The following is a 20,000-nucleotide window of genomic DNA, read 5'->3' as shown; positions in this document are numbered from 1 at the left end:
CGCTTATGCCAGCGCGTCGAGCGCGGCTCTCCACACCAGCAGGATCGCCCCGTGACGGCCCTTGTGAGCGCGCGCAGGCTCGATGATTTCCAGCCGGGGGAGAAAATCGCCTTCGCGCTTGCCTGCGAGCCAGGCTTCGAGGTCGGACAGTCGGCGGGCGATGTCCTCGCGGGTCATGCCCGGCGCCGCTTCTGCAAAGATCGCTGCGGAGGCCTGCCCGACCGCGCAGGCAGAGACCATCAGGCCGGGATTGCGCAGTCCCCCGCCCTCGCCCGCATGCCCGCTAAGGCGAATCTCGCTGCCGCAAGTGCGCGAGCGGGCATGGCCTTGCAGGGGTGCTTCGGGATCGAGCGGAAAGCGGGCCAGTTCGACCGAGAGGGCAAGGAGAGGCGCGGAATAGAGTTTGGATGGAGCCTCGGCAGCCCGTTCGGCTGTCATTGGCCGCCCTCTTCGCGCTCCTCGCGTTCGCCGAGCAGGCGCGCGCGCCTTTGCGCGATCATCTGCACCAATTCGCGCGAAAACGCATCGGCCGCGGGATAGGTGCGCGCCTGGGTGATCCAGTCGGGGCGGCCCTTGTAGCCCCACACCGTGTCGAAACCGAGCACCAGGACCGAAAAGGCGAAGATCACGATCAGCGCGCCCTTGACCGCGCCAAACCCGAAACCGAGCACCCTGTCGATCGGACCGAGGATCGATCCGCGCGAGGCTTCGCCGACATTGCCCGCGATTACCTTCATCGCGGCATAGGGAATGAGCAGGAGCAAGGCGAAGGCCAGAATCGATGTCGCGGGTTCGGCATCGTAGAAATCGCGCAATATCTCGGTCAGATCGCCGTGGAGGTAATAGACCGAGAAGGCGGCGAGTATCCACGCGGCGAGGCTCAGCACTTCCTGCACGAGCCCGCGCATGAATCCGCCAATCGCTGCAACCGCAACGATGATGAGAACGATGATGTCAAAGCCGGTCATGATGTCCAACGGGTTATTGGCTGCCCATCACCTGGTCAACGAGCTTCGCAAGACCATTCACCTTTCGGTATTCGAGCGACGATGAGCCGGTCTTGGCATCCGACGGGCCGTAGCCGCGCGCAAATCCGAGCTTGGCCGCTTCGCGCAGGCGCAGATCGGCATGGGCGACAGGGCGGATTTCGCCCGCCAGCGACACCTCGCCAAACCAGGCCGACTTGTCCGGCAGCGGCTTGTCCGCGAGCGCCGAGACGAGCGCTGCCGCGACCGCGAGGTCGGCTGCCGGGTCGGAAAGGCGATAACCGCCTGCGATGTTGAGATAGACCTCGGCGCTGGAGAAATTGAGGCCGCAGCGCGATTCGAGCACCGCGAGCAGCATTGCGAGTCGCCCGTTGTCCCAGCCCACAACGGCGCGCCGCGGGGTCGCACCCGATTGCAGGCGCACGATCAGCGCCTGGATTTCGACCAGCACTGGCCGGGTGCCCTCGAGCGCAGGGAAAACTGCGCTCCCGGCGAGCGGTTGGTCGCGGCCCGACAGGAACAGCATCGAGGGATTGGAGACCTCTTCGAGCCCCTCGCCCGCCATTGCGAACACGCCGATTTCATCGACCGCGCCAAAGCGGTTCTTGAGCGCGCGCAGAATACGATATTGGTGGCTGCGTTCGCCCTCGAAGCTCATCACCACGTCGACCATGTGTTCGAGCACGCGCGGCCCGGCGATATTGCCGTCCTTGGTGACGTGGCCGACCAGTACGAGCGCGCAGCCGCTCGCCTTGGCATAGCGGATCAGTTCGAGCGCGCAGCCGCGCACCTGGCTGACCGTTCCCGGTGCGCCCTCGATCGTGTCGGAATGCATGGTCTGGATCGAATCGATCACCAGCAGGGCCGGCGGTTCGCCTTGCCCCAGAGTGGTGAGGATGTCGCGCACCGAGGTGTCGGATGCGAGCCGGATCGGCGCATCGGCAACGCCCAGCCGCTTGGCCCGCAAGCGCACCTGGCCTGCCGCTTCCTCGCCGCTGATATAGACGACATCATTTCCCCCGCGCGCGATAGTGGCGGCGGTCTGGAGGAGCAAGGTCGATTTCCCGATCCCCGGGTCCCCGCTCATCAGGATTGCCGATCCCGGCACGATTCCTCCGCCGAGCGCACGGTCGAATTCGGCCAAGCCGGTGGACTTTCGCACCGGGAGTTCGGCCGGACGGTTGAGCGGCACGAATTCGAGCGCCCTTCCCCCGCGTGACAGGTCATGCTTTTGCGAGAACACCGTTGCCGGTGCGCCCTCGGTGAGCGTGTTCCACTCACCGCAATCGCCGCATTGCCCCTGCCAGCGCGGTGTCACCGTGCCGCAATTGGCGCAGACATATCGCTTTTTCGATTTGGCCATGGGGAATTCGTAACCAGAACATTTGCGGAACGCAATTGCCTTTCTGCGCTATCCCCGGCATCACAAACCCATGCGGCAAAAGGAACTTCGTCTCGCTCTGGTTTGCTATGGCGGGGTCAGCCTTGCGGTCTACATGCACGGCGTCACCAAGGAATTATGGCACCTGGCGCGAGCGAGCCGGGCCTTTCATGCCCCGCTGGGTGATGGCGAAAACAGCGATGCGGTCACCGGCGTTGCGGCGATTTACCGCGACCTTCTGTCCGAGATCGAAAGGGAGAAGCAGCTGCGTCTGCGCGTGCTCCCCGACATCGTCACCGGGGCGAGCGCGGGCGGCATCAACGCGGTGTTCCTTGCCCAGGCGATCCATTCAGGGCACTCGCTCGAACCGCTCACCGATATGTGGCTCGAGAACGCCGATGTCAGCAAGCTGACCGATCCCGGCGCGCAACCGATGTGGCGCTATGCCAAGTTCTGGGCTCAGCCGATCGCCGAGTGGTTCCTGCGTCGCCCCGGCAATGCGGTGAGCGAAAGCGTATCGCCCGAAACCCGGCGCGAAGTGCGCCACAAGGTCTCGCAACTGGTGCGCGGACGCTGGTTCAACCCACCCTTTTCGGGCGACCGTTTTTCGCAGATGCTGTTCGATGCGCTCGAAGGCATGGCCTCGGCCCCGCCCGGCGCACCGCTTCTCCCGCCCGGACACCCTATCGACCTCCTGGTGACCGCGACCGATTTTCGCGGCCATCCCGAAACCCTGCGCCTCAATTCGCCGCCGCTGATCCAGGAAACCGAACATCGCATGCCGATCGATTTCCACGGCCAGACCCCTTTGGATGCAGGGCAAGGCCTTACCGATCCGCTCGAACTGGTGATCGCCGCTCGCTCCACTGCCAGCTTTCCCGGTGCTTTCCCGCCGATGACACTGGCCGAGATCGACAGGCTGGCGAGCAAGCATGGTCGTCACTGGGCGAACCGCGGAGCGTTCCTGGGCCGGGTGATGCCTGCTCATGTGCGCGAAGGGACGGTTGACGATGTCGCGCTGATCGATGGATCGGTGCTGGTCAATGCGCCCTTTGGCGCGGCGCTCGAGGCGATGGCCTCGCGAACCTCGCAGCGCGAGGTCGATCGCCGGTTCGTCTATATCGACCCGCGCCCCGATCGCACGAGCGTGGCCGAACCGGGCGATGAGCGGCCATTGCCCCCGATCGGCTGGTTCGGTGCGATCTTCGGGTCGCTTTCGACGATCCCGCGCGAACAACCGATACGCGATGACCTGGAACGGATCGAGGAACAATCGCGCAAGGCCGCGCGGCTCAGGCGGATCGTCGTGGGTTTGAGGCCCGAGATCGACCGCGCGGTCGAGAAACTGTTCGGGCGAACATTCTTTCTCGACAACCCGACGCCCAAGCGGCTCGCCAATTGGCGGGCGCGGGCGCAGCAGGCGGCTGCCGAACGTGCAGGATTTGCCTTTGGCGCCTATGCCCAGACCAAGTTCAGCGCGATCATCGATCGGCTCGCGCGGCTCATCCACGAAGCCGCGCCGCAGCTCAAGCTGTCGGACGAATCGCCGATCGCGGCCGCGCTGAGGGGCGAGCTGGCAGCCCGCGGCCTCGGCGCCCTTACCCAGGACAATGGCGGCGCGACCGAGGAGGCGATCGCCTTTTTCCGCACCCATGACTTGGGATTCCGGATCAGGCGCCTGCAATTGCTGACCCGGCGGCTTTCGCACGATTGGGAAGTCGATCCCGATATCCCTGACGATGCGCTCGATCTTGCCCGGGCGAAAATCTACGACATCCTCGCCCTGTATGGCCGGTCGGACGACAACGCAGTGCTAGCCAGCGAAAGCGCCGAGTTCGGGCAGCTATCGGCCGAGGTGCTGACCGATCCGGGCGCGGTGCTCGATTTCCTGGCACAGCGGCGGCTCCTGCCCGAGACCGATCTCGAGGCCGAGCGGCTCCTGTGCGAAGCGCTCGCCGAGATGCCGCGCAATCTCAAGCGGCGCATGCTGCTCACATATCTCGGCTTTCCCTTCTACGACACCGCGACCCTGCCGCTCACCCAGCGCGAGGGGCTCGGCGAATACAATCCGGTCAAGGTCGACCGCATTTCGCCAGATGACGCCTTGTCGATCCGCGAGGGCGGCACCAAGGCGACCCTTCGCGGCATCGAGTTCTACAATTTCGGCGCGTTCTTCAGCCGCGCCTATCGCGAGAACGATTATCTGTGGGGACGGCTGCACGGGGCCGAACGGATGGTCGACCTGATCGCATCGACCGTCGAGGGCGGGCTCGACCCGGAACAGGTGCGCAGCGCCAAGCAATCGGCCTTCGTCGCGATCCTCGAAGAGGAATACCGCGCCGACCGGTGCTCAAAAGAGCTTCTGCGCCAATTGCTGTGCGAGGTGAAAGAACGTTTCGCCTAGCGCTGGGAGTGCCAGATTGCCTCGACAAAGGCATCGCCGCTGACAAAGCCGCCATCGCGATCCATGTCAGCCAGGGGGGCAGCAGCAACCGCTTCGGCGAGATCGTGACCTTGCGCCCGCAGCGCCTCGACCCGGGCGACGGATTCCGCGATCATGGCGCGATAGGCGATCAGCTCGCCCCGGTTCGACATCGGGCCGTGCCCCGGTATCACGCGGGTTTCATCGTCGATCATCGCGATGACCGCGTCGAGCGTGTCGATCATGTCGCGGACATCGCCGCCCGATTCGTGATCGGCGAACGGAAAGCTGCGGATGTTCAGGTGGAGGTCGCCCATGTGGATGACATTGGCCTCCTGCCAGATCACCACGCTGTCGCCATCGGTGTGTCCGCCGCCCATGTAGACAATGTCGATCGTGTCGCCGTTGAGGTGGAAGGCCAGACCATGCGGGTAGGTCACCACGGGCAAGGCATGGCGCTCGGCAGGTGCGATCGCGCGCCCGGCGACAGTGCCGCCCTCGATCATGCGGACACGGACATTGTCATGCGCGAAGATTGTCGCTCCGGTGCGGCCGAAATGCTCGTTGCCGCCGGTGTGATCGTAATGCCAGTGAGTGTTGACGACATATTTGACCGGCGAGGCGCCGAGATCGGCAACCGCGCTCTCGATCCGATCGGACAAGGGGGCGAACTGGTCATCGACCATCAGGGTCGCGTCCTCGCCGTGGCTCACCGCGATATTTCCACCCGCGCCAAACAGGACCGCCACGCCCGGCGCGATCTCCTCGCTGCGAATTTCAACGCCGTCGAAATCTTGCGCGCTCGCCTGGGCGCCCAACAGCGCCGCACTTATCGCCCATAGCCACAGATGTTTCATCGAAGTTCCCCCTTCGATGAAAGGACTAGGCAAGGAGCGCGCGGCTGTCGAGCGGTGCCGGCGCGCGGGTTCCCTGATCAGGCGCTGAAGGCATCCTTGAGCTTAGCGAAAAAGCTGCGGCTTTCGGGGCATTCATCGCCAGTCTCGGTGTCGCGGAACTGCGTGAGAATATCCTTTTGCTTGCGCGACAGCCGCGTGGGGGTCTCGACCTTGATTTCGACCACCAGGTCGCCGCGGCCGCGCCCTTGCAGCACCGGCATGCCCGCGCCGCGCACGCGCAATTGCTTGCCCGACTGGATGCCGGCGGGAATCTCCACCGTATTGGTCGATCCATCGAGATCGGGAATGTCCACAGTCCCGCCGAGCGCCGCGGTCGTGAAGCTGATCGGAACGCGGGTGGCAAGCGTGGTGCCTTCGCGCTCGAACAGGGAATGCGGCTTGACGTGAATGAAGATGTAGAGGTCGCCGGCCGGCGCACCGCGCTGCCCCGCCTCGCCCTTTCCGGCCAGGCGGATACGCGTTCCCGTGTCGACCCCGGGCGGGATGTCGATCTTGAGGTTTTGCGGCTGATCGACGCGGCCCTCGCCGCGACATTCGCGGCACGGCTCCTCGATCACCTGGCCGCGCCCCGAACAGGTCGGACAGGGGCGTTCGACCACGAACAGGCCCTGCTTGGCGCGAACCGAACCCTGGCCGTGGCACAGATTGCACAGGCGCTCGCCGGTGCCGGGCTTTGCCCCGGTCCCGTCGCAGGTCTCGCAGCCTTGCGAGACCTCGATCTCGATTTCGGTCGACTTGCCGTGGAAAGCCTCGTCGAGGCTCACCTGCATGTCGTAGCGCAGATCCGCGCCGCGACGCTGCTGCTGGCGATGGCCGCCCATCCCGCCGCCGCCAAACGCGCTGCCGAATATCGTCTCGAATATATCGCCGATGTCGCCGAAATCGCCCTGGCCCTGCCCGAAGCCGCCGCCACCGCCGCCATTCATGCCCTGGGTGAAAGCATCATGGCCAAAGCGGTCATAGGCCGCGCGCTTCTGCGGGTCCTTGAGGCATTCATAGGCCTCGTTGCAGGCCTTGAAGCGCGCCTCGGCCTCGGCATCGCCAGGGTTGCGGTCGGGATGCCATTTCATGGCAAGCTTGCGATAGGCGCTCTTGAGAGTCGCGCCATCGGCATCGCGCGACACGCCGAGCGTCTCGTAATAGTCCATCTGCGTGGCAGCCATAGCACTAAGCCCTGACGAGAACCCGCCACCGACGCGCTCTGGCATCGATGGCGGGGGTCTCGATCATCGGGGCATCAGCCCTTCTTGTCTTCGTCGACTTCGGAGAACTCGGCGTCGACGACGTCTTCGTCGGTCTCTTCCTCGCCGGCGGGCTCTTCGCCATCAGCGCCGTCACCGGCAGGCGCAGCTTCCTGCTCCTGCTTGTAGATCTGCTCGCCCATCTTCATCGCGGCCTGGGTAAGCTCCTGCGCCTTGGCGTTGATCTCGTCCGGATCATCGCCTTCGAGCGCGGTCTTGGTGCTGGCGAGCGCTTCCTCGACGGCAGTCTTGGTCTCGGCGTCGATCTTGTCGCCGTTCTCCTCGAGCTGCTTTTCGGTCGCGTGGACAAGGCTGTCGGCCTGGTTGCGGGCTTCTGCCGAAGCGCGACGCTTCTTGTCCTCTTCGGCGAACTTTTCCGCGTCCTGGACCATCTGGTCGATGTCGGAATCGCTCAGACCGCCCGATGCCTGGATCTTGATAGTCTGTTCCTTGCCGGTGCCCTTGTCCTTGGCCGACACCGAGACGATGCCGTTGGCGTCGATATCGAAGGTCACCTCGATCTGCGGAACGCCGCGCGGTGCGGGCGGAATGCCGACCAGGTCGAAATTGCCGAGCAGCTTGTTGTCTGCGGCCATTTCGCGTTCGCCCTGATAGACCTTGATCGTGACCGCGTTCTGGTTGTCTTCGGCGGTCGAGTAGGTCTGGGTCTTCTTGGTCGGAATCGTCGTGTTACGGTCGATCATGCGGGTGAACACGCCGCCCAGCGTCTCGATCCCCAGCGACAGCGGGGTCACGTCGAGAAGCAGCACGTCCTTGACATCGCCCTGGAGGACGCCGGCCTGGATCGCAGCGCCCATGGCGACGACTTCGTCAGGGTTCACGCCGGTATGCGGCTTGGCCTCGAAAAACTTCTCGACCACTTCGCGCACCTTGGGCATGCGGGTCATGCCGCCGACGAGGATCACTTCGTCGATCTCGTCCTTGGTGACACCGGCATCGGCAAGCGCCTTCTTGCACGGTTCGAGCGTGCGCTGGATCAGGTCGCCGACCATCTTTTCGAGGTCGGAGCGGCTGATCGTCTCGACCAGGTGCAGCGGGGTGGACGAGCCACCTTCCATGCGCGCGGTGATGAAGGGCAGGTTGACTTCGGTCGTGGCCGAGCTCGACAGTTCGATCTTGGCCTTCTCGGCTGCCTCCTTGAGACGCTGCAGAGCGAGCTTGTCGCTGCGCAGGTCCATGTTTTCCTTCTTCTGGAACTGGTCGGCGAGATATTCGACGATCGCGTTGTCGAAGTCCTCACCCCCAAGGAAAGTGTCGCCATTGGTCGACTTCACTTCGAAAACACCGTCGCCGATCTCGAGGATCGAGACGTCGAAGGTGCCGCCGCCAAGGTCGTAGACGGCGATGGTCTTGCCGTCTTCCTTGTCGAGACCATAGGCAAGCGCGGCCGCAGTCGGCTCGTTGATGATGCGCAGCACTTCGAGGCCGGCAATCTGGCCGGCATCCTTGGTCGCCTGGCGCTGTGCGTCGTTGAAATAGGCAGGGACGGTGATGACCGCCTGCTGGACGTCTTCGCCAAGATAGCTCTCGGCGGTTTCCTTCATTTTCTGGAGGATGAAGGCCGAGATCTGCGAAGGCGAATATTGTTCGCCGCCGGCTTCGACCCAGGCATCGCCGTTCTTGCCCTTGACGATGTCATAGGGGACGATCTCCATGTCCTTCTTGGTCGTCTTGTCGTCGAAACGGCGACCGATGAGGCGCTTGATCGCGAATAGCGTGTTGTCGGGATTGGTCACCGCCTGGCGCTTCGCCGGCTGACCGATCAGACGTTCGCCGTCCTTGGTGAAGGCGACGATCGAAGGCGTCGTGCGCGCGCCTTCCGAATTCTCGATGACTTTCGGCTTTCCGCCATCCATGACGGCGACGCAGCTATTGGTCGTGCCGAGGTCGATACCGATTACTTTACCCATTATTTCCCTATCCTTAGGACGTAAGTTGGACACCGCGCCTTGCGTCTCCCGATCCTTGGCGAGACGGGTCGGCGGCTCGAATATGTGGCGGATATAGGTGCGGTTTCGCTTGGCACAAGAACCGGGCTGCCCTAGTTTTTGATTGCTTCCACAACCGGGACGGACATTAGAAGGGATCGTGCGATGAGGGGATCGACTGTTGCAATGGGCGCTGCTGCACTGCTGACGCTATCGGCTTGCGGGGGCGAAGCAGAGGTCGCCGAAGCGCCGCCCGAAGGCGTTATCGAGGGCGTGACCATTGAAAATGCGAGGATGGTCCTGCCTCCTGTTCCGGGCAATCCGGCCGCGGTCTATTTCGACTTTTCCTACGAGGGTGACCGCGCCTTTTCGCTCGGTCGGGTCTCGGTCGAAGGCGCGGAGAGCGCGACCATGCATCAATATGGCGAATACAATTTCGAGATGCAGATGATGGATGCGCTTCCGATCCCGGTCAGCAATGGCACGACGATCGAGTTCAAGCCTGGCGACTATCACGTGATGGCGATGGACGTGTCTCCCGAAATCGAGCCGGGCGACACGGCCGAGGTTACGCTGACCGTGTCGGGCGGGCGCCAGCACAAGTTCGACGCCGAGGTGCGCGCGGCCGGGGACGAGCGCTGAACGCGTCTCCGGATGACACGGGACAGACGACTAGCGCCCCGGCCTGTCCGGCCGGAGGCGAGCGTCACCTGACTCCGGGCGAGGTCGAGCTTGCCCGGTCCGTCTTCGGAAATGTGCTGGATTACAGCGCGGTCCGGATCAGAAGGCGTAAGTGGTTTCCCTTCCAGCCTCGCAAGGTGACGATGGCACCGCGCGGCCACATGCATTTTCACCCTGATAGCGCGAGCTATTGCGACGATTTCTCCGCCGCCACGCTTTCGCGGCAGGGGCTTTTCATCCACGAAATGACGCATGTCTGGCAGACCCAGACGCGAGGCAGCTGGTATCTCGTGCTCCACCGCCACCCGTTCTGCCGCTATGATTACAGCCTCAAGCCCGGCCAGCCTTTTTCCGCCTACGGGATCGAACAGCAGGCCGAAATCGTCAAACACGCATTCTGGCTAAGACGCGGCGCGCGTGTCGCGGGCGTGGGGGACAAGGCCGCCTACGACATGCTCGTTCGCTTCAAGGGCGCGACCTTGTGACTGATTTCGAGTTCATCTTCGTTTTCTACGCTCTGCTCCTCGGCCTCTCGATGGTCGAGCTGCTGTCCGGTTTCGGCCGGACGCTGGAAAACGAATTCGAGACGGAAGCGCAAGACCGGGCTTTCAAGATCGGTTGGCTGACGCCGATTCTCGGCTTTTTTGTGATGCTCGACCTGCTTTCGTTCTGGGTGATCGCATGGGTGATGCGCGATCTCGTTGCGGTGACGCCGGCGATGCTGCTCGGCGTCATGGCCTTCACCGGAGCCTATTACCTCGCGGCGCGACTGGTTTTTCCGACCGCCCCCGAGCGGTTTCAGGACCTCGATACGCACTTCTTCCGAGTCCGGCGTACAATCATGGGGATCCTCATCACGCTGGTCCTCGCGCAGTGGGCTTTCATCCTGAGCATTCCGCGATTGGCCGAGGCGATGATGACCCCGCTTGGCATCGGATTGACCCTGCTCCTGATCGCTCTGATGGCCGGGGTGATGATAGTCCGCAATCGCCATATCCAGGCGATTCTGCTGGTCGCTCTGATCGTTCGCTACCTCGTCCTCTACCTCGTCTGATCAGTCGGCGAAGCGCGACGCAGCGCGTCGTAGCGTCATGCCACATTGGTGTTGGCGCGGACCGTTTGCGCGTTTAAGCGACCTTGCAAGCACGGATATCGGGAGGCCCGCATGATCAACCACACGCACGAAAACGGCGCGCATGTCATCACCATGGACGATGGCAAGGTTAATGCGCTCAACAAGGACAAGCTGGACGCGCTGACCGCGCAGCTTGGCGAATGTGCTGGTGATCAGGCACCCGTGGTGATCAGGGGGCGCAAGGGCATCTTTTCCGCCGGGTTCGACCTCAAAGGCTTTGGAGCCGGGCCCGAGACGGCAACCGCGCAATTGCAGGCTGGCAAGGACGCGATCCTCGCAATCCTCACGCACCCTGCTCCGGTCGTGACCGTGTGCGAAGGCCACGCTTATCCGATGGGCGCGTTCCTGATGCTAGCGGCCGATCGCGCGATTGGGATCGAAGGCGAATTCGTCACCGGCATGAACGAAAGCGCGATCGGAATGGCGCTGCCGATCTACCCGATGATCCTCGGCGCGGCCCGGCTCAATGCCAAGGGGCGCAAGGCGGTCGCAACCGCGCAACTCTTCAATCCACAAGAAGCGCGCGAGGCAGGCTATTTCGACGACGTGGTGGCGCCCGACGCGCTCGAAAAGCATGTCGCCTCGGTCGTCGAAGCGATGAAGGCTCTTAACATGGGTGCGTTCAATGCGAACAAGAGCGCAATGAATCGCCAGCTGATCGCCGATATCGATGCCAGCCCGCTGCCGGACTTTGGTTGATCCGGGGCGCCAGACGCTACTTGCGGTAATTCCGGTGACACGAATGGCAGGTGCCCGCCATCGCGAAGAAAGCCTCCTTGGTGGCCTCCCGGTCGCCGCTGGCCGCGCTGTCGGCGACCGATTGCGCGGCGTCCCGATATGCTGCGGCGGCCGCGCTGAAACCCTCGCGGTCGGTCCAGACCGTGGGAAGTGCGTTCGATGCTTCAAGGTCGGTGCCATCGGGGAACATGCTGGGCAGCAATTGCGCCCATCGCACCAGCAGCCGCGCGGCAAATGCGGCGCGCTCGAGATCGCCGCCGTCCTCGTATCCTGCCTTGATCTGGCCGACAGCCTGCGTGGAGAGGAAATAGCTCGTCCGCCGCGCCTCGACCACATCCGACGCCGACATCGCCACCGTATCGGCCTGGCCATGCGCCTCGGCACCTGCATGGCTCGATGCCAGCATGGCGAGCGCGCATCCCAGCGCAGCAATTGATCCTGCTTGCGTGATATTCATCGGCACTCTCCAGCCCAGCTCTCCGCGCGACCGATTGCGACGATCGCGCGGAGCAAGGTGGCGCACAAACTGCCAATCGTCAAAAAGCAGGCGTTACTCGACCAGTGCCCTCGTCAAGCGAGCGCGGATCAGTCCGGCTTCTTGGCCACGCCGACCATTGCCGGGCGCAGCAGGCGATCCTTGATCATCCAGCCGGACTGCATCTCCTGGACGATCGTGCCGGGTTCGTGCTCGTCGCTCGGCACTTCCATCATCGCCTGGTGCTGGTTCGGGTCGAGCGGCATGCCCTGCGAGGCGATGCGGGTGATGCCGTGCTGCTTGAACACCTTTTCAAGCTCGCGCTGGGTTGCCTCGATGCCGGCGACGAGACCTTTCATCTTCTCGTCCTCTCGCAAGCTGTCGGGGATCGCGCCGACCGCGCGGCTGAGATTGTCCCAAACGCTGAGAACGTCTCGGGCAAAGCCGGTCGCGGCGTAATTGCGCGCATCGGCAACGTCCTTTTCCGCGCGGCGGCGGACGTTCTGGGTCTCGGCGCGGGCATAGAGCACGTCCTGCTTAGCCGTCTCGAGATCGTTGCGCAGCGCTTCGAGCGCTTCGGCGACCTGGTCGGAACCCTCGCCCGATTCGTCCTGCGCATTGTCGCTGTCCTCGAGGAATTCCTCGGGAACGCCCTTCAATTCTTCTTCCTTGGCCGCATCTTCGCGCGGCGTGTCGTTGTCGTTCATGTCTGCAAAGTTTCCGTTCAAGCGATGAGCTTGCCCAACGATCTTCCGAGCGATCGGGCGGTCAGGTCAACCATGGGGACCACGCGCGCGTAATTCAAGCGCGTCGGACCGATCACGCCAAGCACGCCGACCACGCGGCCTTCCTTGTCGCGATAGGGCGAGGCAATCACCGACGACCCAGAAAGCCCGAACAGGCGGTTTTCGCTGCCGATGAATATCCGCGTCGCCTCGGCCTCGCGCGCGCTTTCGAGAAGGCCTGCCACCGATTGTTTGTTCTCAAGATCGTCGAGCAGCGATCGCACGCGCTCGATGTCGCCCATGGCCTCGTCATCGATCAGGTTTGCCGCGCCGCGCACGATCAGCACCGGGCGGCTGTCCGCGTCCTCGCTCCATACGGCCAACCCGCGCTCGACGAGATCGCGGCTTGCCTCGTCAAGCTGCGAACGGCCCGCCTTGATCTCGGCACGCATCGCTTTAGCGGCTTCTGCCAGGGTGCGCCCGGCGAGCCTTGCCGTAATGTAATTGCTTGCCGCCTCGAGCGAGCCGGGAGCGGTGGTGTCGATTTCGAGGACGCGGTTTTCCACCGCGCCATCCTCGCCCACCAGCACCGCGAGCGCCCTGCCCTGCCCGAGCGGCACCAGGCTGAACTGCGCAAGCCTTTGTTCGCGCGGAGGGACCATGACCATTCCGGCTGCGCCCGAAAGCTCGGACAACAGCGCCGATGTCTTGCGCAGCGCCTGTTCAACCGGTCCTGCCTCGGACAGTCGCGCCTCGATCTGCGCGCGCTCCTGCGCCGAAGGTTCCGCCACGCGCATCATGCCATCGACGAATATCCGCAGCCCCGCATCGGTCGGCATCCTTCCGGCGCTGGTATGCGGCGCGGCAAGCAGGCCCAATTGTTCGAGATCGGCAAGCACCGAGCGGATCGAGGCGGGCGACAGGTTCAGCGCGCCGTCGGCGGCCAGTGTCTTCGATCCCACGGGTTGACCGCTCTCGATATATTCCTCGACCACGCGGCGGAAGATGTCGCGCGCGCGCTCGGTCAGTTCGGTGATCGGGGGCGCTTTGCTTGTCGGGGCCATGTTTCCTCATTTAGCAAGTGATCGCGCTTCGCCAAGCCTTGCCCGCGGCACGGTTCCCAGCCACACCGCGCGGCAAGACGAATCGCTTACAAGGAAAAGACCACCATGCGCCCTTCAGGACGTAGCGCGGACGAAATGCGCGCCATCACCATCGAGACCGGTTTCACCAAGCACGCCGAAGGCTCGTGCCTCGTCAGTTTCGGCGACACCCGCGTTCTGTGCACCGCGAGCGTTGAAGAACGCATTCCGCCGTGGCTGCGCGGCAAGGGCGAAGGCTGGGTCACCGGCGAATATTCGATGCTCCCTCGTGCCACCCACACCCGCGGCAGTCGCGAGGCAGCGCGTGGCAAGCAATCGGGCCGCACGCAGGAAATCCAGCGCCTCATCGGCCGCTCCCTGCGCGCCGTGGTCGATCTCAAGAAACTGGGCGAGAGGCAGATCACGCTCGATTGCGATGTGATCCAGGCCGATGGCGGCACCCGCACCGCCTCGATTTCGGGCGCCTGGGTCGCATTGCGGCTCGCGGTCAACGGTTTGATCGAGGCAGGGGCGATCACCGAAGACCCGATCACATCGCAGATCGCGGCTATTTCTTGCGGCATCTACAAGGGCACGCCGGTGCTCGACCTCGATTATGACGAGGATTCGAGCGCCGATGCCGATGCCAATTTCGTGCTAATCGAAGGCGGCCAGATTGCAGAAGTCCAGGCGACCGCCGAGGGCGCGACCTATGACGAGGAAGGCCTGCTGCGCCTGCTTCGCCTGGCCCGGATCGGTTGCGACCAGATCTTCGAAGCGCAGCGCGACGCGACCAAATGACCCGCAGGCTCGGCGCAGGATCGCTTGTCATCGCGACCCACAATTCGGGCAAGCTGAAGGAAATCTCGGCGCTGCTCGAACCCTATGGCGCCAAATGCATTTCCGCCGGATCGCTCGGCCTGCCCGAACCGGCCGAGACCGGCACCACATTTGTCCAGAACGCGCTGATCAAGGCGCGCGCGGCGGCAGAGGCATCGGGCCTCGCCGCGCTTGCCGATGACAGCGGTCTCGCGGTCGATGCGCTGGGCGGCAGGCCCGGAGTCTACACCGCTGATTGGGCCGAACGACAATGGTTCGAGGGCGATCCGGGCCGAGACTGGTACATGGCGATGGGCAAGGTCGAAGGCATGTTGCAGCAGCTCGGCCCCGACACCGATCGCGCCGCGGCCTTTCACTGCGTACTTGCGCTCGCATGGCCCGATGGCGAACACGCGGTCTATGAGGGGCGCTGCGAAGGCGCGCTGACCTGGCCGCCACGAGGCGAGATGGGTTTCGGCTACGACCCGGTCTTCGTTCCCGCAGCGCGCGGTGGCGAGGAAACCTTTGCCGAGATCGAACCTTCCGAAAAGCACGCGATCAGCCACCGCGCCGATGCCTTCGCCAAGCTGGTGAGCGACCAGTTCGGCGCCTAGCGCTGGGCGATGCGGCGACCCGGTGCGATGGGCGTGCCGATGATATTGCCCGCCGGCCAGTATCGACACACGAGCACATCGAAGCGCAGCCCGCGCGCGCTGGCGCAGCCCACCTCCCGCGTTTCGGACCAGACGATCTGCGTGTAATGGCCGACATCGGCCCAATTCCCGGTGCGCGAGACCTGCGGGAAGCGCCCGGCGCGGAAATGCCGCTTTTCATCGACGAAAGAGTCGATCATCGCGCTCGGCGCATAACGCCCCGCCGTTCCCATCCAGAGGTTTTCTCCGGTGCGATTGCGCTCCTCGCTCGAGGTGTGGCGCAACCTTTCTTCGCGGGCGAGTTGCCGCGCCCATTGGCGCGCCTCGTCGGCAAGGTCCGCGTTCCATTGCAGCGGAGCGGAACCGAACTGCGCGCGTTCGCGGTTGTGCGCGTCGAGCCACTCGCTCTCGGCCTTCCCCTGCCCCTCGGCAAGGGTGCCCGCGAATGCCCCGCCGGACAGGGTCAGCGCGGCAGCAAGAACGAGCGCGATTGTGGAGCCATGAGCCATGCCCTACAGATTGCCGGGCAAGCGTTTAAGAAAGACTGAAACACGTGGCCCGCGCTCTCTACATTCACTGGCCGTTCTGCGCGAAGAAATGCCCCTATTGCGACTTCAATTCGCATGTCCGCGAGACCGTGCCTTTTGCCGAGTGGAAGGAGGCGCTGATCGCGGATATGCGCGCCGAGGCCGAAGCGGCGGGCGGCGAGACGCTGACCTCGATCTTCCTCGGCGGAGGCACGCCATCGCTCATGCCGCCTGCTCTGGTAGAGGCGCTTCTGGCAGAAGTGCAGGTTTTGTGGGGGTTTGCAAGTGATATCGAAGTCACTCTCGAGGCCAACCCGTCATCGGTCGAAGCCGCCAATTTCGCAGCACTCGCAGGTGCTGGCATCAACCGCGTCTCGCTCGGCATCCAGTCGCTCGACGATGAAGTGCTGCAATGGCTCGGCCGACTGCACGACAGCCGCGAAGCCTTGACAGCTCTCGCAACCGCGCAGGAGCATTTCGCCCGCGTCAGCTTCGACTTGATCTACGCTCTGCCCGGGCAGAACGAGGCGCAATGGCGCGACCAGCTTGCCCGAGCCCTCGACTTCGGGACGTCGCATCTCTCGCTCTACCAACTCACGATCGAGCCGGGCACGCGCTTCGCCACCGATGTCCGGCGCGGGGTGTTCGAACCGCTCGATGATGATGCGGCGGCGGACCTCTTCGCGCTAACACAGGAGATGACCGCAGCGGCAGGACTGCCAGCCTATGAGACAAGCAACCACGCGCGCCCTGGCGAAGAGAGCCGTCACAATCTCACTTATTGGCGCTACCAGGATTATGCCGGGATCGGACCGGGCGCGCACGGCCGTCGCGGCGGCTTTGCGACCACCCGCCATCGCAAGCCTGAGAACTACCTGCGCGCCGTTACCGATCGAGGCCATGGTATCGCCGAGCAGCGGAATCTGCTGATGGCTGAACAGGCGTCCGAGGCGCTGCTCATGGGATTGAGGCTCGTCGAAGGGGTCAACCTTGCTGCGATGGAGCGCCGCTTCGGCATCGCGCGCGATGCGCTGGTGTCCGCTGCCAAGCTTGATCATCTCGTGCAGATCGGAATGGCGTGGCGCGAGGGAGAGCGGATCGGGGTGAGCGAGGCTGGGCGTCCGCTGCTCGACGCGGTGCTTGCAGAACTCGTCAACGCCGAACTGGTCGAGGCATGACCGAGCCCGCCCCGCTCGAAGCCTGGCACGCGCACCTGACCAACGGCCTGCGTCGCAGTCCGCATACGGTGCGCGCCTATTGCACCGCGGCACGCAAGCTGATGACAGCGCGCGGATTACTGGAACTTGCAGATGTGGCCGCGCTCGAAGCGTATGATCTGCGCGCCCACCTTGCCGCTCGCCGTGCCGAGGGGATCTCCAATGCCAGCGCTGCGCGCGAGCTTTCCGCGCTCAAGGCCTTCATCGCCTTCGCCCGCGCCGAGAGCGGCGATCCCGACCCCGCAGCTCCTCGAGTGAGGGGGCCGCGCCTGAAGAAGGGCCTGCCGCGCCCGGTCACTCCCGACGAAGCGCAGAATCTTGCCGACCTCGCCAAAGCCGATGCGAGCGAAGACTGGATCGGAGCACGCGACCGCGCCGTACTGCTGCTGATGTACGGATCGGGACTTCGCATCGCCGAGGCGCTCTCGCTCGAAGGAAAGGCCGCGCCGCTCGGCGAAACGCTCCTGGTCACCGGCAAGGGCGGAAAGCAACGAGTGGTGCCGATCCTGCCGATCACGCGCGAGGCGGTGGCGGCCTATGTCGCTGCCTGCCCCTACCCGATCGCGCCTTCCGAAAAGCTATTTCGCGGGGCCAAGGGCGGGCCGCTGTCTCAGGGCATGGTGCAAAAGGCGATGGCCCGCGCCCGCCGCGCATTGGGCTTGCCCGACAGCGCGACACCGCATGCGCTGAGGCATTCTTTCGCGACCCATTTGCTGGGGGCCGGTGCTGATCTCAGGAGCCTTCAGGAACTGCTTGGCCACGCTTCGCTCGGAAGCACGCAAATCTACACCAAGGTCGATGCGGCGAGCCTTCTCGAAACCTATCGCGCCGCGCATCCCCGCGCGAAAAAGGGCTGAACAGTCGGCCGCTTAGGCGCCGCGTGCCGCGACCCGCGCCTCGATCGCTTGCCAGATCATCCCTGCCGTATCGGTCCCGTTGAACTTGTCGATGGCAACTATCCCGGTCGGCGATGTGACATTGATTTCTGTCAGATACTTGCCGCCGATCACGTCGATGCCGACGAAGGTGAGGCCGAGGCGTTTCAGTTCCGGGCCCATGGCGTCGCAGATTTCCTGCTCGCGCTCGGTTAGTTCGGTCGCTTCGGCGCTGCCGCCCATGGCGAGGTTCGAGCGGAATTCGCCCTCGCCCGGTATGCGGTTGATGGCGCCTGCGACCTCGCCATCGACGAGCACGATCCGCTTGTCGCCTTCGGCCACTTCGGGAAGGAAAGGCTGGACCATGTGCGGTTCGGGCCAGGTCTGGTTGAACACTTCGAACAGCGCGGTGAGGTTGTCGCCATCGGCCGGCACACGGAAGATCGCCTTGCCGCCATTACCATGGATCGGCTTGACCACCACCGCGCCGTGTTCGGCCATAAAGCGGCGCACTTCGTCCACGCTGCGGGTGACGAGGGTGGGCGGCATGAAGCGACGATAGTCGAGCACCATGACCTTTTCGGGCGCGTTGCGCACGCTTTCCGGGTCGTTGACCACCAGGGTCTCGTCCCTGATCCGGTCAAGCAGGTGGGTGGCGGTGATGTACCCCATGTGAAAAGGCGGGTCCTGCCGCATCAGCACCACGTCGATATCGCGTCCGAGGTCGAGCCTTTGCGCCTCGCCTTTCTCGACGTGGTCGCCGACGACGCGCTGCAATTTGACCGGGTGGCACTGGGCAAACAGGCGATCATCGGCGTCAAGCGTGAGGCTTTCGACGTGGTATTCGAACACTTCGTGCCCGCGTTCCTGCGCGGCGATCATCAGCGCGAACGAGCTGTCGCCTGCGATATTGACGGTTTCGATCGGGTCCATCTGGACGGCAATTCTGAGTGACATTCGCGGTTCCTAAGGCATCCAGGCGTTCTCGATGTGGTGGGGGCGGCGGCCGGGCGCAAGCAGGATCACGTCGATACGCAGGTCGTCTTTGGCCTCCACATATTCATGCGCGACCATCTCGACCGCCGCGGCGACCCGTCCCAGCCGGTGTTCGTCGATCGCGGTGGCAAGGTCAGCGCTGCGGGCGCGCCACTTGACCTCGACGAAGGCGACGATGCCGGGTTTGCGCGCGATCAGGTCGATCTCGCCGAGCCTGGTCTTGCGTCTCTCGGCAAGTATTTCCCAGCCCTGGAGGGCAAGATATTGCGCGGCCTGCGCCTCGGCATCCCTCCCCCGACGCTCGGCAGTCTGACGATCGAGCGTCATCTGGCGGTCAATTCGACAGCACGGGCATAGAGCGCCTTGCGATCCAGCCCGGTGGCCTTCGCGACCATGCCAGCTGCCTTGCTCGCGCTCATCGTGCTCAGTGCATCGCGCAGCAGAACATCCGGGTCGTGGGTGTTCGCGGTGGGAACGGGCGGGCCGACAAGCAAGACGATCTCGCCCTTGGCGGGGTGCGCTGCGTAATGCTCGGCGAGCGTCAGGGCATCGCCGGTGCGGCACTCCTCGTGCAGCTTGGTCAGCTCGCGCGCGACCGCGACTTCACGGCCAGGCCAGAGCTCGGCCAGGGCGCGCAAGCTGCGTTCGAGGCGCGGCCCGGTTTCGTAGAACACGATCGTCGCCGCGATCGAACCCAAGTCGGCCAGCATGTCGCGCCGGGCCTTGTCCTTGACCGGAAGGAAGCCTGCAAAGAGAAAGCGGTCATTGGGCAGGCCCGAAAGCGTCAGCGCGGCGATCGCGGCGCAGGCTCCGGGGAGCGTGGTGATCGAGGCACCTGCCTGACGCGCCTCGCGCACGAGCCGGTAACCCGGGTCGGACACCAGCGGGGTTCCCGCATCGCTCACCAGCGCCACCGCTTCGGTGCACGACCGTTCTACCAGTCTTGCACGAACATTGTCCGAGGCATGATCGTCATATCTTTGCATGCGGGTATCGGCGCCAACAGCTTTCAGGAGCTTGCCTGTGACACGGGTATCCTCGCACGCGATCAGGTCTGCGCGCTTCAGCACGTCGATGGCACGTTTCGTTACATCGCCGAGATTGCCAATCGGCGTCGCGACAATATAGAGACCGGGTTCAAGTGGTTCTCCACGAGACGGATCAGGGGTCGGCGTGTTCAC

Annotated in this window: 22 protein-coding genes; 9 read left to right on the top strand and 13 right to left on the bottom strand. The window is 64.2% G+C overall.

The genetic code is table 11. The annotated features are described in order from the left end of the window. Window positions 1-3: 3 nt before the first annotated feature. From ACKTSM_RS08640 to radA, 3 genes are read right to left on the bottom strand one after another with little or no spacing between them, the layout of a single operon-like run. Window positions 4-438 carry an iron-sulfur cluster assembly scaffold protein gene (locus tag ACKTSM_RS08640; RefSeq protein ID WP_407874254.1) on the bottom strand — a complete coding sequence of 145 codons (435 nt, stop codon included), beginning with the start codon at window positions 436-438 and terminating at the stop codon, window positions 4-6. Beyond that, entirely contained in the window at window positions 435-968 is a 534-nt protein-coding gene (locus ACKTSM_RS08635) for a CvpA family protein (RefSeq protein WP_407874253.1), read from the bottom strand. The genes ACKTSM_RS08640 and ACKTSM_RS08635 overlap by 4 nt, the downstream gene beginning before the upstream one ends. Window positions 969-981: 13 nt before the next feature. Further along, complete coding sequence (gene radA, locus ACKTSM_RS08630; RefSeq protein WP_407874252.1) at window positions 982-2,349, bottom strand: DNA repair protein RadA; 1,368 nt, start codon at window positions 2,347-2,349, stop codon at window positions 982-984. A 70-nt stretch (window positions 2,350-2,419) separates the two neighbouring features. Between radA and ACKTSM_RS08625 the strand changes: the two genes are divergently transcribed. Then, entirely contained in the window at window positions 2,420-4,771 is a 2,352-nt protein-coding gene (locus ACKTSM_RS08625) for a patatin-like protein (protein ID WP_407874251.1), read from the top strand. Here ACKTSM_RS08625 and ACKTSM_RS08620 read toward each other — a convergent pair. The 3 genes from ACKTSM_RS08620 to dnaK form a co-directional block, all read right to left on the bottom strand. After that, a complete protein-coding gene (locus tag ACKTSM_RS08620; protein ID WP_407874250.1) occupies window positions 4,768-5,646 on the bottom strand; it encodes an MBL fold metallo-hydrolase in 879 nt (292 codons plus the stop codon). The genes ACKTSM_RS08625 and ACKTSM_RS08620 overlap by 4 nt on opposite strands. Window positions 5,647-5,723: 77 nt before the next feature. Beyond that, window positions 5,724-6,869, bottom strand: coding sequence for a molecular chaperone DnaJ (gene dnaJ, locus ACKTSM_RS08615; RefSeq protein ID WP_407874249.1), 1,146 nt, complete (start codon window positions 6,867-6,869; stop codon window positions 5,724-5,726). A 74-nt stretch (window positions 6,870-6,943) separates the two neighbouring features. After that, the gene (gene dnaK, locus ACKTSM_RS08610; protein WP_407874248.1) at window positions 6,944-8,878 is read right to left on the bottom strand and encodes a molecular chaperone DnaK; all 1,935 of its coding nucleotides are present in this window, start codon (window positions 8,876-8,878) and stop codon (window positions 6,944-6,946) included. A gap of 183 nt (window positions 8,879-9,061) precedes the next feature. Between dnaK and ACKTSM_RS08605 the strand changes: the two genes are divergently transcribed. The 4 genes from ACKTSM_RS08605 (at window position 9,062) to ACKTSM_RS08590 (ending at window position 11,411) form a co-directional block, all read left to right on the top strand. After that, window positions 9,062-9,538 (top strand): copper chaperone PCu(A)C, encoded by a 477-nt coding sequence (locus ACKTSM_RS08605; RefSeq protein WP_407874247.1) that lies wholly within the window; start codon window positions 9,062-9,064, stop codon window positions 9,536-9,538. Window positions 9,539-9,606: 68 nt separating this feature from the next. Next, a complete protein-coding gene (locus ACKTSM_RS08600; RefSeq protein WP_407876340.1) occupies window positions 9,607-10,062 on the top strand; it encodes a vgr related protein in 456 nt (151 codons plus the stop codon). Next, window positions 10,059-10,631, top strand: coding sequence for a hypothetical protein (locus tag ACKTSM_RS08595; RefSeq protein ID WP_407874246.1), 573 nt, complete (start codon window positions 10,059-10,061; stop codon window positions 10,629-10,631). Before ACKTSM_RS08600 ends, ACKTSM_RS08595 begins: the two co-directional genes overlap by 4 nt. Window positions 10,632-10,742: 111 nt before the next feature. Beyond that, on the top strand, window positions 10,743-11,411 hold the full coding sequence (locus tag ACKTSM_RS08590) for a crotonase/enoyl-CoA hydratase family protein (RefSeq protein WP_407874245.1): 669 nt from the start codon (window positions 10,743-10,745) through the stop codon (window positions 11,409-11,411). A 16-nt stretch (window positions 11,412-11,427) separates the two neighbouring features. Here the strand turns inward: ACKTSM_RS08590 and ACKTSM_RS08585 are convergent, their stop codons facing one another. From ACKTSM_RS08585 to hrcA, 3 genes are all read right to left on the bottom strand, one after another. Continuing rightward, window positions 11,428-11,907, bottom strand: a complete 480-nt coding sequence (locus ACKTSM_RS08585; RefSeq protein WP_407874244.1) for a c-type cytochrome — start codon at window positions 11,905-11,907, stop codon at window positions 11,428-11,430. 128 nt (window positions 11,908-12,035) lie between these two features. Next, window positions 12,036-12,632 (bottom strand): nucleotide exchange factor GrpE, encoded by a 597-nt coding sequence (gene grpE / locus ACKTSM_RS08580; RefSeq protein WP_407874243.1) that lies wholly within the window; start codon window positions 12,630-12,632, stop codon window positions 12,036-12,038. A gap of 17 nt (window positions 12,633-12,649) precedes the next feature. Then, window positions 12,650-13,714: a heat-inducible transcriptional repressor HrcA gene (gene hrcA, locus ACKTSM_RS08575; RefSeq protein ID WP_407874242.1), complete on the bottom strand. Its 1,065-nt coding sequence runs from the start codon at window positions 13,712-13,714 to the stop codon at window positions 12,650-12,652. Window positions 13,715-13,819: 105 nt separating this feature from the next. On the opposite strand from hrcA, the gene rph reads away from it, so the two are divergent. Both rph and rdgB read left to right on the top strand, forming a co-directional pair. Beyond that, a complete protein-coding gene (rph, locus tag ACKTSM_RS08570) occupies window positions 13,820-14,533 on the top strand; it encodes a ribonuclease PH (RefSeq protein WP_407874241.1) in 714 nt (237 codons plus the stop codon). Further along, complete coding sequence (rdgB, locus tag ACKTSM_RS08565) at window positions 14,530-15,165, top strand: RdgB/HAM1 family non-canonical purine NTP pyrophosphatase (protein WP_407874240.1); 636 nt, start codon at window positions 14,530-14,532, stop codon at window positions 15,163-15,165. Before rph ends, rdgB begins: the two co-directional genes overlap by 4 nt. Here rdgB and ACKTSM_RS08560 read toward each other — a convergent pair. Further along, on the bottom strand, window positions 15,162-15,713 hold the full coding sequence (locus ACKTSM_RS08560; protein WP_407874239.1) for a CAP domain-containing protein: 552 nt from the start codon (window positions 15,711-15,713) through the stop codon (window positions 15,162-15,164). The two genes, rdgB and ACKTSM_RS08560, sit on opposite strands and share 4 nt — an antisense overlap. A 44-nt stretch (window positions 15,714-15,757) precedes the next feature. On the opposite strand from ACKTSM_RS08560, the gene hemW reads away from it, so the two are divergent. Next, on the top strand, window positions 15,758-16,909 hold the full coding sequence (hemW, locus tag ACKTSM_RS08555) for a radical SAM family heme chaperone HemW (RefSeq protein ID WP_407874238.1): 1,152 nt from the start codon (window positions 15,758-15,760) through the stop codon (window positions 16,907-16,909). After that, window positions 16,906-17,805, top strand: a complete 900-nt coding sequence (locus ACKTSM_RS08550; RefSeq protein WP_407874237.1) for a tyrosine recombinase XerC — start codon at window positions 16,906-16,908, stop codon at window positions 17,803-17,805. Before hemW ends, ACKTSM_RS08550 begins: the two co-directional genes overlap by 4 nt. Window positions 17,806-17,817: 12 nt before the next feature. Here the strand turns inward: ACKTSM_RS08550 and gshB are convergent, their stop codons facing one another. From gshB to rsmI, 3 genes are read right to left on the bottom strand one after another with little or no spacing between them, the layout of a single operon-like run. Beyond that, on the bottom strand, window positions 17,818-18,780 hold the full coding sequence (gene gshB / locus ACKTSM_RS08545) for a glutathione synthase (RefSeq protein ID WP_407874236.1): 963 nt from the start codon (window positions 18,778-18,780) through the stop codon (window positions 17,818-17,820). A gap of 9 nt (window positions 18,781-18,789) precedes the next feature. After that, window positions 18,790-19,146: a YraN family protein gene (locus ACKTSM_RS08540; RefSeq protein WP_407874235.1), complete on the bottom strand. Its 357-nt coding sequence runs from the start codon at window positions 19,144-19,146 to the stop codon at window positions 18,790-18,792. Then, window positions 19,143-20,000: a 16S rRNA (cytidine(1402)-2'-O)-methyltransferase gene (gene rsmI / locus ACKTSM_RS08535; protein ID WP_407874234.1), complete on the bottom strand. Its 858-nt coding sequence runs from the start codon at window positions 19,998-20,000 to the stop codon at window positions 19,143-19,145. Before rsmI ends, ACKTSM_RS08540 begins: the two co-directional genes overlap by 4 nt.

Origin of the sequence: Qipengyuania nanhaisediminis (assembly GCF_045862805.1) — a bacterium.
GTDB lineage: Bacteria > Pseudomonadota > Alphaproteobacteria > Sphingomonadales > Sphingomonadaceae > Erythrobacter > Erythrobacter nanhaisediminis_A.
Note: the sequence above shows the minus strand (reverse complement) of the source record. Positions and strands in the feature narration are given on the sequence as shown.